General features: G+C 40.2%; 14 protein-coding genes and 2 pseudogenes. 8 read left to right on the forward strand and 8 right to left on the reverse strand.

Annotated features, from left to right (window positions below; all coding sequences use genetic code 11):
• Positions 1-823: 823 nt before the first annotated feature.
• The 6 genes from I2E21_RS04250 to I2E21_RS12235 all read right to left on the reverse strand — a co-directional run bounded on the left by I2E21_RS04250 (position 824) and on the right by I2E21_RS12235 (position 5,968).
• Positions 824-1,732, reverse strand: coding sequence for an ADP-ribosylglycohydrolase family protein (locus tag I2E21_RS04250; protein WP_207735299.1), 909 nt, complete (start codon positions 1,730-1,732; stop codon positions 824-826).
• Positions 1,722-2,717, reverse strand: a complete 996-nt coding sequence (locus I2E21_RS04255) for a hypothetical protein (protein ID WP_195410523.1) — start codon at positions 2,715-2,717, stop codon at positions 1,722-1,724. The genes I2E21_RS04250 and I2E21_RS04255 overlap by 11 nt, the downstream gene beginning before the upstream one ends.
• Before the next feature lie 16 nt (positions 2,718-2,733).
• A complete protein-coding gene (locus I2E21_RS04260; RefSeq protein WP_195410524.1) occupies positions 2,734-3,657 on the reverse strand; it encodes a WYL domain-containing protein in 924 nt (307 codons plus the stop codon).
• 177 nt (positions 3,658-3,834) lie between these two features.
• Complete coding sequence (locus tag I2E21_RS12535) at positions 3,835-4,218, reverse strand: leucine-rich repeat domain-containing protein (RefSeq protein WP_301965567.1); 384 nt, start codon at positions 4,216-4,218, stop codon at positions 3,835-3,837.
• A gap of 249 nt (positions 4,219-4,467) precedes the next feature.
• The gene (locus I2E21_RS04270) at positions 4,468-5,667 is read right to left on the reverse strand and encodes a recombinase family protein (protein WP_243240589.1); all 1,200 of its coding nucleotides are present in this window, start codon (positions 5,665-5,667) and stop codon (positions 4,468-4,470) included.
• A gap of 37 nt (positions 5,668-5,704) precedes the next feature.
• Positions 5,705-5,968 carry a recombinase family protein gene (locus I2E21_RS12235; protein ID WP_347708278.1) on the reverse strand — a complete coding sequence of 88 codons (264 nt, stop codon included), beginning with the start codon at positions 5,966-5,968 and terminating at the stop codon, positions 5,705-5,707.
• Positions 5,969-6,089: 121 nt separating this feature from the next.
• Here I2E21_RS12235 and I2E21_RS04275 point away from each other — a divergent pair, with 121 nt between their 5' ends.
• The 8 genes and pseudogenes from I2E21_RS04275 to I2E21_RS04310 all read left to right on the forward strand — a co-directional run bounded on the left by I2E21_RS04275 (position 6,090) and on the right by I2E21_RS04310 (position 13,811).
• Positions 6,090-6,323 carry a hypothetical protein gene (locus I2E21_RS04275; protein ID WP_195410552.1) on the forward strand — a complete coding sequence of 78 codons (234 nt, stop codon included), beginning with the start codon at positions 6,090-6,092 and terminating at the stop codon, positions 6,321-6,323.
• A 12-nt stretch (positions 6,324-6,335) separates the two neighbouring features.
• Positions 6,336-6,711, forward strand: a pseudogene (locus I2E21_RS04280) (potassium-transporting ATPase subunit C).
• A gap of 149 nt (positions 6,712-6,860) precedes the next feature.
• The gene (locus I2E21_RS04285; protein ID WP_195410526.1) at positions 6,861-8,201 is read left to right on the forward strand and encodes a potassium transporter TrkG; all 1,341 of its coding nucleotides are present in this window, start codon (positions 6,861-6,863) and stop codon (positions 8,199-8,201) included.
• A 12-nt stretch (positions 8,202-8,213) separates the two neighbouring features.
• On the forward strand, positions 8,214-8,861 hold the full coding sequence (locus I2E21_RS04290; RefSeq protein WP_195410527.1) for a TrkA family potassium uptake protein: 648 nt from the start codon (positions 8,214-8,216) through the stop codon (positions 8,859-8,861).
• A gap of 22 nt (positions 8,862-8,883) precedes the next feature.
• Positions 8,884-9,402, forward strand: coding sequence for a hypothetical protein (locus I2E21_RS04295; protein WP_195410528.1), 519 nt, complete (start codon positions 8,884-8,886; stop codon positions 9,400-9,402).
• Positions 9,403-9,462: 60 nt separating this feature from the next.
• Positions 9,463-10,374 (forward strand): CorA family divalent cation transporter, encoded by a 912-nt coding sequence (locus I2E21_RS04300; protein WP_022234639.1) that lies wholly within the window; start codon positions 9,463-9,465, stop codon positions 10,372-10,374.
• Positions 10,375-10,414: 40 nt separating this feature from the next.
• Positions 10,415-13,117 (forward strand): annotated as a pseudogene (locus I2E21_RS04305) (sensor histidine kinase KdpD).
• Positions 13,110-13,811 carry a response regulator transcription factor gene (locus I2E21_RS04310; RefSeq protein WP_195410529.1) on the forward strand — a complete coding sequence of 234 codons (702 nt, stop codon included), beginning with the start codon at positions 13,110-13,112 and terminating at the stop codon, positions 13,809-13,811. Before I2E21_RS04305 ends, I2E21_RS04310 begins: the two are co-directional and overlap by 8 nt.
• A gap of 72 nt (positions 13,812-13,883) precedes the next feature.
• On the opposite strand, the gene I2E21_RS04315 is transcribed toward I2E21_RS04310, so the two are convergent.
• The gene (locus tag I2E21_RS04315; RefSeq protein ID WP_195410530.1) at positions 13,884-14,261 is read right to left on the reverse strand and encodes a TnpV protein; all 378 of its coding nucleotides are present in this window, start codon (positions 14,259-14,261) and stop codon (positions 13,884-13,886) included.
• Positions 14,262-14,263: 2 nt separating this feature from the next.
• Positions 14,264-14,455, reverse strand: coding sequence for a hypothetical protein (locus I2E21_RS04320; RefSeq protein WP_243240590.1), 192 nt, complete (start codon positions 14,453-14,455; stop codon positions 14,264-14,266).
• Positions 14,456-14,919 lie beyond the last annotated feature (464 nt).

A 14,919-nucleotide genomic window follows, 5' to 3' on the forward strand; every position in this document is an offset into this window, starting at 1 on the left:
GGTGGCTAACCGCCGTCCTCCCACAACACCGTGCGTACTGCTCGGTACACGGCGTTTCGGTAAGATGTTGCTTGTGACTTCTCTCTTGATGATTACTAAACATTCTTGACTTTTACTCTCGACTTCCAGTCTACCCTCAGTCATTAATCTTCGCAGAGCAACTGTTTTCAATCGCAATCTATCAACTTTGATTTCACACAACCCCTTACCGTCCACCCCTTTCCTCGGTGGTGATTAGCCACTTCATCGGTACTATGGGTGAAGCTGACTTCTGTAAGTTCAACCGCTGCCTTTCGACACAGCTTACTCCTGTGGGAACCTTTTATTCCCTCTTGTCGGGAGCATATCTTACAGACCTCCCGGGTAAGAATGATAACCTTCCTTCCGTAACCGCCACATCTACTGCAATAGGTTCGGGTAGTATTGGACTTCTTCTTGTCGTGCAGAGTCGTCCGCCTATTACCGCCTTATATGTGATTTCTGTCCGTCGGTCCGGAATTTTGCCCATCGGGAACTTTTTATCCCTCAATCCGGCTTACTTCAGATTTCACCTCACGGTGAACACCCTTGCCTTAGGCTGACAGTTTCTACTGCCAAGATGCAGTAGACTTTTGCTGGCAAGTGTTAATGTGCGAACCGAGCTCACACTAAAAACCGCAGGAATCCAACTCCCTGCGGTTTATGAATATTTGTCTATTATGTTTAAGTTTCGTTTTAACTTTGCCCCACTGTGCTGCAATCAAACCGCTGTTGATACATTTTTCAACCTACTTTGAACATTAAGGCAAGTTCTGCACCTGCCTTAATGTTTTGATAGTGTTTTTCATATGTTTTTTTGAGATTGCTTGTTTACAAAATCAAAAAATTCTTTGCACAAGCAAGCGGCATGTTTATCAAGTTTACACTTGCAAAAATTCGCAATATATAAAGGAATTTCTTTATAGTAAGCTTCTGCGATGCTTCCTGCCATTGCAGCTATTGTGTCTGAATCACTTCCGTATGAAATTGCAAGTTTTATGGCTGATTCAAAGTCAGTGCTTTCTAAAAAAGCAGCAACTGCCAAATGAACTGTATCCTGACAAGTTACACTATAATTACTTTTTTCACGCAATACTTTAACCGAAAAATCAAGTCCTGAATAGCCAAATTCTCTGATAATATATTCTTTAATTTCATCTTCAGATTTTCCGTTTCTCGCAAGAAAAATTGCAGCCGCTATACACATTGCGCCTTTCTCGCCCTCAGGATGATTATGGGTTATGTCAGCAGATAATTTTGCAAAACGCATAGTTTCTTCCATAGTGTCAAAAAACCACCCAACGGGACTTACTCTCATTGCAGAACCGTTTCCAAAACTGTTATAAGGTTCGTATTCATCAATCAGATAGGCTTTGTTGCACCATTGCCAAAAACTAAATCCGTATCCCAGTGGTTGATTTTTATATTTTCTGCAAACATAGTCAACCATTCTTTTCACTAACTTGTCTTTAAAGTAATCATCATCTTCATAATCATTCAGATCATGCAACAACCAGTCAGCAACAGCAAGGGTCAACACAGTGTCATCAGTAAAATGGCTACCGTCTCTGAACAAATCAATTTCTGAAATATTATTGTATTTCTTCTTTTCAAACTCAAATGTTGAACCTAAAATATCTCCGCAGATTGCGCCGAAAATATTATTGTTTGTCCTACAGGCATAACAAATACCTGAGCAATTATTATATATCATAGAATTTTTCAAGTTTAGCTTTTAGATATGAATTTTTCATTAACTCGTTATACAATTCTTCCTTACTAATTATATAAATATTTGTGCCGGCATATTCTTTTCTATATTTATCAATATCCTCGTCTTTCCATTTTCCTGAAAAAAGATAGATTTTATCATAACTCTTTTCATCATTATATTCATTTGGAATAATGTCGTCACTTTGATTTTTGACCTGGCAGGTTATAGGATTTCTATTTACGCTTACAAAGCTAAATTCATAATTTTGTTTGTTAATTTTACAGGAAGAGGGCAATAAAATATATCCCTCTTTATAATGCCTTTCATAAATAAACTGACTAACGAGGTCCTCCAACTCCATATAGTTTAAACTCGTTACAAAATTATCTTGATTTAACAAGGGCTTAGGTATATTAAATTCCGTAGTCTTGGATGCCCTTTCATAAGATGCAATTATCATAATTTTTAATTTATTATTTGCAACTCTCTGAATGGTAGAATGATATCTTTGTGAAAATCTTCCAATTATATCAGATGGTAATTCTTCTTCATTTTCAAATTCAAACCATTCCTTTACATTACATCCCCATGATAGCCTATTAGCACCATTAACAGAAAATCTTTGAATATACTTTGCCTTGCCATCAACTCTGCCTAAATAGAAATGAGAATTTTTCAGACGCATTATCACTAAATCGCCGTCAGCAATGTTTTGGTACATTTTAAGTGCAGACTTATATGATTCTTTGTATTGAGGACGGTCTATTTCAACCATTGATTCATACTTTGCTTTGTTTTCTTCAGTAATCTCTTCGTTGTCTGCAATTTCGTCAATTATTTTTGTCGCCCAACCCATACCAAAAATATTATTTTTAATGCATTCTTGTTGAAAAGGTAAAACCTCAGATGAATATCTTTCATCCTTAGGAAATGGCATAAGATTAATAATCCAGCAGTTAATTCCGTTTAAATTAATTTGTTTCATCAATAATTACTCCTTTTTATTCATAATTTTTCTTAGCAAAATCAATATCAGCCTTAATTTCATCAACAAGGCTTTGCGGAAAAATGACCCTTATATGCCTTGAATATTTCAGTGCCCACATTTTCATGGCAATCGGGTTTACCTTGACCGTCACCTTGACCTCATCATCTGTTGCGTCCGAGAATTTTATATCCTTACCGAACCAGTCGATAACATCGGTCACGATATACCTTTTTGCGATGAATTTCACCGCTACGCTTTCGCCTGCAAACATATACAGATGCTCAGCGAGGTGCTTTGGCAGGTCAAGTCCGTTTTCAATTCCCTTAACCATTCTCTGCGGCTTTGCAGGTGTGTCGAGAAGCTTGATATTTGTGATTCTGTCGAGGCGATAGTGCGAAATATTGTCGTACTTCTCATAGTTGCAGACAAGATAGTATCTGCCGTTTGTAGCAACAATCTGATACGGATTAATAATGTAGTTTCGTACTTCATTATTGCTTGTCCTGCGTGGATGCAGCTTCTTATCAATGTCATAGGAATTGTATGTAAACGACACCTGCAGCCCTCGGCTTATAGCCTTGTCAAGCGTTTCAATGGTCATAAACAGCTCACTGTTTGACGGCTGATTCTCAGGCAGATTTCGAATGTGTTTTACCCTTGATCTGAAGTAAATATTTGAAAGTCCCTCAAGCTTTTCGACAAGATCCCTGCACTGCGAATATGAGATATGGTTTGAAAACAAGACGCTGTCTATTAAAAGCCGCAGCTCGCCGTCCGTAAAGGATCTGTTGAGATAAAAATCGGACAGTATTTTGGTTTCCAATTTCTCGCCGTTTTTATCCTTTACCAGTCTTATTGACGCACTGTACTCAATATCGTACCCGAATTCAATCAGGTTCATCAGGTTGCGCTTGACCGACTTTCTGTCGATTTTCATACAGTATTCTTTGTCGAGAATCTCAATTATATCCTTCTGGCTGAGCCTGTGGTTTTCGTCTGTATATTTTTTGAGGATGTCAAGGATTATTTATAATCAGCATTTTTTCCGCGGCGGAGCGTACATACAATTACCACACACAATAATTATATTTCTTTAAACTTAATGCCGTTGTCTTTAGCATAATGGAGCGCAGATTATAAGGTTGTCGCAATGATAAAAAGCACTATCCCAGATGCTTGTAACGTTTTCGGGAATTGTTATGCTTTTCAATGATTCACACAAGAATAAAGCACCTTTTCCCATGCTTGTTACGCCATCAGGAATGATATAAGATGTATCTTTTTTCCCTTCCGGATATTTAATAAGTACGCTTTTGGACTTGTCGAACAATACACCTCCACAAGACAAATAATTGGAATTACCATCGCTTACATTTATGCTTTGCAACGAATTACATCCTGCAAAGACATAATTTTCAATGTTTATTACACCGTTTGGTATTGTTATGTTTTCCAAGGCTGTGCATCTCGCAAAAGCCTTATCCCCAATGCTTATCACTCAGTTTTCTTTTATTTATGTGTTTATTTTAACAAGACAGATGAACCAAAAACAGGACATCCGTTATAAATTCTGATTTTGAAAAATGAAACGCTTATTTTTAAAAATGAAACGGTCAAAAAGTTTTGTGTCAGAATAAAAAATCGGCTCTAAAAACACACTCAACGGCTGCCTTTTTTATTACAAAACAGCCGTATTTTTTATTCACTCTGACACTTTACTAATCGGCAAAAATGCCGTAAATACTGATTACAAGCCGTTTTTAAGAAATAAAAAATGAACCGCAATTAAGATACGCTTTGTATCAAAATTGCGGTTCTTATTTGGTGGAGCGGGTGTCATCAAGGATGAACACCCCTCCGTTTCGGTATTTTCGCCCTCAAAAGCTTCCTCAATATCATCAAGCGGGATATTGTCGATGTTCAAAGGCTTCTTACTTGCGTTGATAATTAGGGTGAAATGATCGTCATACAAGTAGATGGATTTAACGAATATATTGATAATAGCTCTGCGCTTATTAAAATCATCAAACGGCATTTCGCACACATAATCAAGAAAGCCTAAAATCTGCGCTTCGGATAGGCAGATTTTCTTGTTGTTCTCAATAGCAAGCTGAGTTTCCAATTCCTCTTTTTCTGCTTGTCGTTTATGCAGATGCTCAGTCAGCATATCAACCGATTGTCCTTGTTCAATACCTTTCCAAAGGTTTTCAATGGCAGCATCGACTTCCTTAATAGCTTTCTTGATTTCACGCACCGATATATTGTCGGGACTCTTGTTACATTCCTCTGCAACACGCTTTGCAATATATCGGATTTTATCATCAGTAAGCATTTTTAGGCATTCGCTGACAACACGGTCTTCGATATATTGCTTGCCGATAATCTTCTTATCGCATTTCTTTTTGCACATATAATAGTGATACTGCTTGCCGGATTTACCCGTGCCGCCGTAGCCTACCATCATTTCTTTATAATGACCGCAGAAAAGTTTCGTAGTTAGGAGATATTCATTTTCGCCCCTTGTTCGAGCGGGTGCTGATTTGTTTTTATTCATAAGCGATTGGACCCGATAAAATAAGTCGTCATCCAAGATGCGTGGCATTCCGCCGGGTGTTTCAACTCCTTTGTATAAATATATGCCGATATAGCGTTTGTTTTTGAGAAGGCGGCTAAGGCTGTTATATGTGAATTCGTTGCCGATAGAAGTTTTAACCTTTCTCCGCTGCAAATCCTTTACAATTTTCGCTTTGGTTTCACCACTTGCATATCGTTCAAATATTTCACGGACAATAGCCGCTTCTTCCTCGTCAACATAAAAGGTGCGGTCTGCTTTGTTGACCTTAAACCCAAGTCCCGGATTGCTGCCGTTTGATAAGCATTTTTCGGCATTGATAGACATTCCCCGGTGTATCTTCTGCGCAAGTTCCACCGAGTAATATTCCGCCATACTTTCAAGAACGCCTTCGATAAGGATACCTGAAGCGTCATCGGTGATATTCTCTTTTGCAGATAAAACTCTGACGCCGTTTTTTCTTTAATTTTGCCTTATAAATCGCACTGTCATAACGGTTACGGGCAAAGCGGTCAAGCTGATACACAAGTATCCCATCAAAGGTGTGTTTATCGCTGTCTGCAATCAACCTTTGAAATTCGGCACGGTTATCAAATTTACCGCTTTGTGCTCGGTCGATATATTCACCGACTACTGTGTAATTGTGCGACTCGGCATATTCATAACAGACCTTTATCTAAATATCTCGCACGGGCTTTTCTCTCAAGCTCGTGCTCTTGCTTTAATAATTCATACAAATGCGGAGACTTCTCCAAAATTTTCTCCGCACGGCAAAGCTTTTCTCGAACAGGCTTCATTTGTTTGCTGATCGCTTTTCGGCTCTCTTTGTTTTGGCTTTCATCCTCCGGCGATTTTGGACGCGGATACGATTGCTGATGTCGCTGGCACTCAAAGGTGTGAAATACCGTGAGGTTCCCGCAGGCAAGCTTTTGTCCCGCAACCTGTTAATTTACGGTCTCGGCGGTTTGGCGGCACCCTTCATCTTCGTTAAGCTGATTGATATGCTGCTTGTACTGTTCGGCTTGGCATAAGGAGGTTTTATAATGAAAACATTAAAAAATGTACTGCCGAGAGCGGCAATAATTTTTCTTATATTCACATTACTCTGCGGCGTGGTTTATACGGGTGTCGTTACAGGGTTTGCGCAGCTTATTTTCCCCGACAAAGCAAACGGGAGTATTATTGAGGTTGACGGAAAAAAGTACGGTTGTGAGCTGCTCGGGCAGCGGACTTGACCCCCATATTTTCCCCGCCGCCGCCGAGTATCAGGTGGCAAGAATCGCAAAAGCAAACGATATGACCGAGGACGAGGTACGGGAGATTATTAAGAAATGCACCGATGGTAAATTCTTAGGAGTCTTCGGAGAAGAAACAGTAAATGTTCTTAAAGTAAATTTGATGCTGGACGGAATTCTGTAATAGTTTTAAGGCGGAAGAGTTTCGGCTTTTCCGCCTTTATCTTTATGCAATCTTAATATCGTCTTTATCTTGCTTACGCCGATTTAATGCAGATTAAGATAAAATAAAGACAGTCTAAATTTGATATTAAGATTGCGAAGGTATCCGTTATGATAAAACGACAAAATCCAAAACACAAGCACATTACATCGTTCCAGATTATTATATTAGGCTTTCTGTCTGTGATAATTTTAGGCAGCATACTGTTAATGCTGCCCGTTGCAACAAGGGACGGTAAAGGCGCTGTATGTTCAGACGCACTGTTTACCGCCACCTCCGCAGTTTGTGTAACCGGTTTGGTTATACACGATACCGCTACATACTGGTCAATGTTCGGGCAGAGCGTAATACTGTTTTTAATTCAAATCGGCGGTATGGGTATTGTCACGGTTGCGGTTTCGGTTGCGGCTTTTTCAGGTCGAAAAATAGGTCTAATGCAGAGAAGTACTATGCAGGAGGCAGTTTCTGCACATCATGTCGGCGGCATTGTGCGGCTTACAAAATTTATATTAAAAACCTCGGTGTGCATTGAGCTGATTGGAGCAGCCCTGCTTTTGCCGGCTTTTATCCGTGATTACGGAATTACGAAGGGTTTATGGTACGCCTTGTTCCATTCTGTTTCGGCATTCTGCAACGCAGGCTTTGACTTAATCGGCATTAAAGAGCCATTTTCGTCATTAACCTCTTATTCATCACAGCCTTTTTTCAACTTCACGGTTATGGCCCTTATTATTATCGGCGGAATAGGCTTTTTAACTTGGGAAGATATTAATAACAATAAGCTTCATTTCAGAAAATACCGAATGCAAAGCAAGGTTATCCTCACGGTTACGGGAATACTGATTATCCTGCCATCGCTTTACTTTTTCTTTTTCGAGTATCAGAACCTTCCACTGGGAGAAAGAATTCTGACCTCTCTTTTCCAGTCTGTTACGCCGAGAACAGCCGGCTTTAATACCACGGATTTAACATCCTTCAGTGAGACAGGTCAAATGCTGATAATATTGTTGATGGTGATCGGCGGTTCGCCCGGTTCAACGGCTGGCGGTATGAAAACCACCACAATCGCCGTTTTGGTTTCATCGGCGCTGTCCGTGTTTCGTAAAAAGGAAGATACACACTTTTTCAAACGGCGCATATCCGACGATACCGTGAAAAGTGCGGCAACTATCTTTTTACTGTATATTGGGCTGTTTATAGGTGGCGGAATGATCATCAGCCGCATCGAAAATCTTCCATTGCTCCAGTCACTGTTTGAAACAGCGTCGGCAATCGGAACAGTGGGGCTTTCGCTTGGCATCACCTCACAGTTGGGGATTGCTTCGCAGTTCATTCTGATTATACTCATGTTTTTCGGAAGAGTCGGAGGACTGACATTGATATTTGCGGCAATGAAAGGTACGGGGACAAACGTAACAAAATATCCGCAAGAAAAAATAACGGTTGGCTAAAGGAGAAATAATATGAAATCTGTTTTATTAATAGGGCTTGGAAGGTTTGGCAGGCATATTGCTATGAAGCTTAACGAGATGCGGCATCAGGTTATGGCTGTAGACAAAAACGAAAAAAGAGTAAATGCGGTATTGCCCTTTGTTATGAACGCGCAAATAGGTGATGCAACAAATGAGGAGTTTTTGGAGTCTTTGGGCGTAAATAATTTTGATGTTTGCATCGTTGCAATCGGGGACGATTTTCAAAGCTCGCTTGAAACGACATCTCTATTAAAGGAATTGGATGCCAAAAAGATAGTTTCCCGTGCGGCACGGGAAGTACACGCAAAATTCCTTCTGCGAAACGGTGCGGATGAAATCGTATATCCCGAAAGACAGCTTGCGGATTGGACGGCTATCCGCTATACTGCCGACCATATCCTCGATTACATAGAGTTGGACAGCGATCATGCAATTTTTGAAATTGCCGTACCCGAAAAATGGATCGGAAAAACCGTTATTGAAGCAGATGTGCGTAAAAAGCACAGTATCAATATTATGGCGATTAAACGCGACGGTAAAATGAATCTAAATTTTGCGCCTGAAACAAGCTTTATACCGGGTGACACTATTTTGGTGCTGGGTGATACCAAAAACATACAAAAGTGTTTTCACATATAAATTCCGAAAGAAGACGGAAAGCATGAAAGAATTATTGTTAGTGTGCGCAGTGGCTGTCATGATTGTGTTCGGTTACTTTATAATGAAAAGGCTTGACGATTTTTTAGCAAATAACCACCACTTAATTGACGAAGAAATTGCAGAAAACAGCCTTTTTATTGCGTTTGATAATCCTATGATCTTGGATTCGCTGATACCGCTATTTGAAAAGTTTTCAAAAGGAAAGCCGAATTGTCAGCTTCATTTCCTATTTGGAAATACAGAGGATATATATGATAAGCTAAACAAAAATCGCATTGACTTTGGCTTTATTGAAAACAATACTTCTGCAAATGACGATACATACCGCTGTCTTATCATTTCTACAAAGCAAAATAGTATTATCTGTGAGAAAGCAGGATGTACGATAGAACCGCCGGATCCTTCCGTAATTCAGACCGCTGTGATATGGAAAAAGGCTTCAAATAATGCCTTTGCAAATAGCTTCTCTGATTTTCTCTTTTCAAATCAAGCGGTGATCAATGCGGAATATGTAAAGTAGAAAATACTTTTATACTTGTGATATATGTGATATAATAAAAAGTAGAAAGGGGGAGTTGTAATGCAATACTTTATAAATTCAAAAGACGGGAGTCTGCAAGCCGCCCAAAACTGCGGCGATAAAAAGCCGTTTTTTACATTTATGAGTACGGCGGAATTTCACAAATGTAAAGAACAACTACCGTATTATAAAGAACTTCTTCACTGTCTTGGATCGATTCGTTATTGTAAGGCAGAGGTTTTCAAAAACTGCATCATCGGAACATTACGCCTGCCTCAAAAAAGTGAACAGCGTTCACCGCAGCTTTCCTTCAGCTTTTATTTGACGGGACAGTCGCTCTTATTTGTGGAAGATGTAGGCAATTTGAAATTATTTGTAGAAAAACGGATAAGTATGTTTCAGGAGCTGAACAGTCCGGCTCAGCTTCTTTTGCAGTTTATGGAGCAAATGATAGAGGATGATATTCTCTATCTTTCTCACATCGAGTCAGAAACAGAAAAAATGGAAGAAAATATCGGCTCCGGCGGTTCGACAGACTTTTTCCCTCTGCTCACAAAACACAGGCAAAAGCTGTCCGAATTAAATGCTTACTATGAACAACTGACAGATATCGGAGAGTTGTTTCAATCCCGCGCGTGTTCTCCATTTGCAAACGATACGCAGGACTGGGATAAATTTACCCATCGTGCCGAGAGATTGCAAAACCATGTAAAGTTGCTTCGTGAAAATATGCTTCAGCTTCGTGAGCTTTATCAATCTATGCAGGATGCGCGGCAAAATAAGATTATGGGGATTCTCACAATCGTCACCACCTTTTTCCTGCCTCTTACTTTAATTACGGGATGGTATGGAATGAACTTTGCTTATATGCCGGAGCTGAAGTGGCGATACGGTTATCTGTCGGTGATTATTGTTTCTCTTATTATCGCAATAGGAGAAATCATCTACTTCAAAAAGAAGAAATTCTTTTAATTTTTCCAACTTGAAATATTAGACTTACATGGGTGTTTATATGGATGAAATAAGGCAAAGTCCAGAACATTTTCTAAAAGAAATTGAAAAGGAGAAACAGAACCTAAACAGAGGACATTTGAAAATCTTTTTCGGCTATGCCGCAGGAGTCGGCAAAACCTATGCTATGCTGAAAGCAGCTCATTCGGTAAAGAGGCATGGTATGGATGTCGTTGCCGGCTATATTTAACCTCATGCCCGTCCTCAGACCTCTGCACTTGTAAACGGATTGGAATGTCTTCCGAATCTTGTTTCGGAATATAACGGAATTACTCTTTCAGAATTTAATCTGGACGCTGCACTTGCCAGACATCCACAGTTAATTCTTGTGGATGAGCTTGCCCATACCAATGCCCCCGTGTGTCGGCATACAAAGCGTTATCAGGATATTGAAGAACTGATTAATGCGGGAATAGACGTTTATACCACGGTAAATGTTCAGCATATTGAAAGTCTAAATGACACCGTTGCATCTATAACGGGCATTATGGTACATGAGCGAATCCCCGATTCGGTGTTTGACAACGCAAGTCAGGTTGAGCTTGTGGATATTGAGCCGCAGGAATTGATTGAACGGCTACAAGCGGGCAAAGTTTATAGCCCGACTCAGGCTGAGCGTGCTACAGAGAATTTCTTTACCGTGGAAAATCTAACGGCGCTTCGTGAAATTGCCTTGCGCCGCTGTGCCGACAGGGTAAATCTGCTTACCGAAACCGTCAGAACGAAAAGTCACAGCGATTATCATACCGATGAGCATATTCTTGTATGCCTTTCGTCGTCACCGTCGAATGCAAAAATAATTCGCACTGCCGCCCGGATGGCGAATGTCTTTAAGGGCGCTTTTACAGCGCTGTTTGTGGAAACTCCTGATTATCAGGTTATGCCTGAAGAAGATGTAAAACGCCTGCGAAGCAATATGCGTCTTGCAGAACAATTAGGCGCTAAAATTGAAACCGTGCACGGTGAAGATGTTTCCTATCAAATTGCCGAATTTGCAAGACTTTCGGGTGTTTCAAAAATTGTGATAGGAAGAAGCTCCGCAACCCGAAAGAGCATATTTTCTAAACCTACTCTTACAGAAAAACTGATTGCAAACGCACCGAATTTAGATGTGCATATCATACCCGATACTGACGGTAAAAACACCACATACCGCGCCAAAAAAGCAAGGAAGAGAAATGGAATCGTGTTTTCGGTTTCCGATCTTTTAAAAAGCATTGCCATTTTAATTTTGGCAAGCTGTATAGGAATGCTGTTCAGGCAATTGGGGTTTGCAGAGGCAAATATCATCACGGTATATGTTCTCGGCGTTCTTGTGACCTCGGTCGTTACAAGACATCGGGTTTACAGCCTGATTTCTTCTATTGTCAGCGTTTTGGTTTTCAACTTTTTCTTTACCGATCCGCAGTTCACACTTCGGGCTTACAATCAAGGATATCCTGTCACATTTTTAATTATGTTTTTGGCGGCACTACTCACAAGCTCGCTTGCTGTGAAGTTGAAAGAGCATGCGAAACAGTCTGCAAAGGCGGCTTACAGAACAAAGGTGCTGTTTGATACAAATCAGCTTTTGCAACAGGCAAAAGACAAAAACGAAATCGTTTCCGCAACGGCAAATCAGCTTATAAAGCTACTCGGAAAGGATATAGTGTTTTATCTGACTGAGGGCGAAACGCTCGGAGAACCTCATATTTTTACAGTTTCGGGAGATAAAACAGACAAAGAAATAACGGGTACAAAAGAAGAGGCGTTTGCGGAATGGGGGCTAAAGAATAACAAGCACGCAGGCGCTACTACAGAAACGCTTTCAAATGCAAAGTGCCTATACCTTGCCGTAAGGGTAAACAGCTGAGTCTACGGTGTTGTCGGTATTTATATAGGCAATGAGCCCCTTGATGCGTTTGAAAAAAGTATTCTGTTGTCCATACTCGGCGAATGTGCTCTGTCGCTGGAAAACGAAAAGAATGCAAGAGAAAAAGAAGAAGCGGCGATTCTTGCAAAGAATGAACAGCTCCGTGCAAATCTCCTGCGGGCTATTTCGCATGATCTGCGAACACCGCTTACTTCTATTTCGGGGAACGCAAGCAATCTTATATCAAACAGCAATTTCTTTGATGAAGCGACAAAGAATCAGCTTTATACAGATATTTACGATGACTCTATGTGGCTTATCAATCTTGTGGAAAATCTACTTTCGGTAACAAGAATTGAAGAGGGACGGTTGAATCTTCATATTACAGAGGATTTAGTGGACGATGTCATTACAGAAGCGCTTCATCATGTAAACAGAAAAAGCGTAGAACATCATATTACCGTCCGGCATAAAGAAGACTATCTTCTTGCCAAAATGGACGCAAAGCTGATGGTACAGGTTGTTATAAATATTGTGGACAACGCAATTAAATACACGCCGAAGGGCTCCAACATTCTGATTAAAACCTGGAAGCAAGGAGATAAAGCCGTTATATCCATTGCCGATAACGGCGACGGGATACCCGATGAAATGAAAGAGCGGGTGTTCGATATGTTTTACAGCGGCGCGAATAAAGTCGCAGACAGCCGCCGCAGTTTAGGGTTAGGATTGTCGCTGTGCCGTTCCATTGTAAATGCACACGGCGGCAAAATAACCGTTTCGGATAATACACCGCACGGCACGGTGTTTACCATTACATTATCTGCCGTAGAGGTAGAAATTCATGAATAAACAATTGATATTGGTTGTAGAAGATGATAATTCGGTCAAAAATCTTATTACAACAACCCTTAAAGCACACGATTACAGATACTTAACTGCGCCAAACGGCGGCGGCGCCATTTTGGAAGCGTCATCGCACAATCCTGATATTGTCCTCTTAGATTTAGGACTTCCCGATATTGACGGTGTTGAAATAATCAAAATAATCCGCACTTGGTCGAATATGCCGATTATAGTCATAAGCGCACGAAGTGAAGATACCGACAAAATCGACGCACTCGACGCAGGTGCTGACGATTATCTGACCAAACCGTTTTCTGTGGAAGAATTATTGGCAAGGCTCAGGGTAACGCAAAGGCGGCTTAATATGATACAGAACAAGGCCGCCGCCGAAGCGTCCGTTTTCACAAACGGACAGCTTCGTATAGATTATGCCGCAGGATGCGCCTATCTCGGCGACGATGAACTGCACCTTACATCTATTGAATATAAGCTTTTGTGTCTGCTTTCAAGAAATATCGGCAAGGTTTTAACCCATACCTTTATTACCCAGAACATTTGGGGCAGCAGTTGGGATAACGATATTGCTTCCTTGCGTGTTTTTATGGCAACGCTCCGCAAAAAGCTGGAGAAGGACGCAGATTCTCCCCAATATATCCAAACGCATATCGGCGTAGGCTACCGAATGATGAAGGTTGAATAATCTGTTAAACAGAAAATGAATAGCAAAAACTGTGCTGTAAATCCTTTTGATGTTTACAGCACAGTTAATCTTTTATGAAAAAATCAATTCATTATTTATGACTTCCTTTGCTCTGCTGCGGATATTGTTCATCCGATCAACCCATTCCATTCGATCGTCAGCCTTGAGTTTTTCCGTCACTTCCTCACGCTCTGCCATCTGTTTTACGAGTCGAAAAAACATATCTTCTGCCTGTTTGTCAAGACCTGAGAGGTAACCGTTCAGTTTACCGCTTGTTAGCAGATTGAGATAAAAGACCTTGCGATTTTGCTTGATATACCGCAAATGTCGTTGTCCCCATAAGCCGACAGGCTGTTGTTCTCCTTCGGGCAGTTTTAAATATGGTAGATAGTAGTCACCTTGAAGTTCGTACCAAAGACCGTTCTTTTCGTCATAAATAACCTTTTCCATACTCACGCCTCCTTGTAGATTACTTTGAATTTCTTCTGTTTGGCATCAATGATTTTCAGTAAAACCTCATCCACCGCATCGGTGTATTTGCTGTCAGCGATAAGTTTGTTTCGCATTTCGTTCAAGCAATTCACGACCACCCGCCGTTCAGAATCATCAAGTGCTATGTAATAACTTCTTACCTCGCATATCAAATCCTCCCTTGCCAATATTTTAGCAAAAGTAAATGTATTTTTACAAATGTGTGATTTTATATTTACAAATAAAAGCCGCCTACTGCATTTACAATAGGCGGATAAACTATTATTCATTTTGATTTTTCATAATTGTTTTTACTGTATCAAAATATTCTTTCATTTCTTCGTCCTTAGAGTTGACGAATAGGGCAAAATTGATTTGTCCTAAAAGGTGATTAAGGTAATTAGCACGATTCTCCTCAATCCGCTCCAAATGGGATTCTAATCCATATTTCCTTATATAATAAATCTGTTGTCGAATCCGCTTTCTCTTTTCTTTAGAAATCTGCATATGAGAATTAACTACAATCCCTGTAACTTATTGCCTTGCGTTGCTTCTTGCAACTCTTGTTTTCTCAGGATTTATAGAAAAGCCTTCGTTATATACAATTCTCAATATTAAAACCATTCTTTTCGTTTTG

Source organism: Ruminococcus sp. BSD2780120874_150323_B10, assembly GCF_015553695.1.
GTDB classification, from domain to species: Bacteria; Bacillota; Clostridia; order Oscillospirales; family Acutalibacteraceae; genus Ruminococcoides; species Ruminococcoides intestinale_A.

Bases quoted from the DNA above. Each gene is read 5' to 3' on its own strand.
- I2E21_RS04250 (WP_207735299.1), bottom strand. From the start codon at position 1,732: ATGATATATAATAATTGCTCAGGTATTTGTTATGCCTGTAGGACAAAC.
- I2E21_RS04255 (WP_195410523.1), bottom strand. From the start codon at position 2,717: ATGAAACAAATTAATTTAAACGGAATTAACTGCTGGATTATTAATCTT.
- I2E21_RS04260 (WP_195410524.1), bottom strand. From the start codon at position 3,657: ATGAAAATCGACAGAAAGTCGGTCAAGCGCAACCTGATGAACCTGATT.
- I2E21_RS04270 (WP_243240589.1), bottom strand. From the start codon at position 5,667: ATGGCGGAATATTACTCGGTGGAACTTGCGCAGAAGATACACCGGGGA.
- I2E21_RS04285 (WP_195410526.1), top strand. From the start codon at position 6,861: ATGATAAAACGACAAAATCCAAAACACAAGCACATTACATCGTTCCAG.
- I2E21_RS04290 (WP_195410527.1), top strand. From the start codon at position 8,214: ATGAAATCTGTTTTATTAATAGGGCTTGGAAGGTTTGGCAGGCATATT.
- I2E21_RS04295 (WP_195410528.1), top strand. From the start codon at position 8,884: ATGAAAGAATTATTGTTAGTGTGCGCAGTGGCTGTCATGATTGTGTTC.
- I2E21_RS04300 (WP_022234639.1), top strand. From the start codon at position 9,463: ATGCAATACTTTATAAATTCAAAAGACGGGAGTCTGCAAGCCGCCCAA.
- I2E21_RS04310 (WP_195410529.1), top strand. From the start codon at position 13,110: ATGAATAAACAATTGATATTGGTTGTAGAAGATGATAATTCGGTCAAA.
- I2E21_RS04315 (WP_195410530.1), bottom strand. From the start codon at position 14,261: ATGGAAAAGGTTATTTATGACGAAAAGAACGGTCTTTGGTACGAACTT.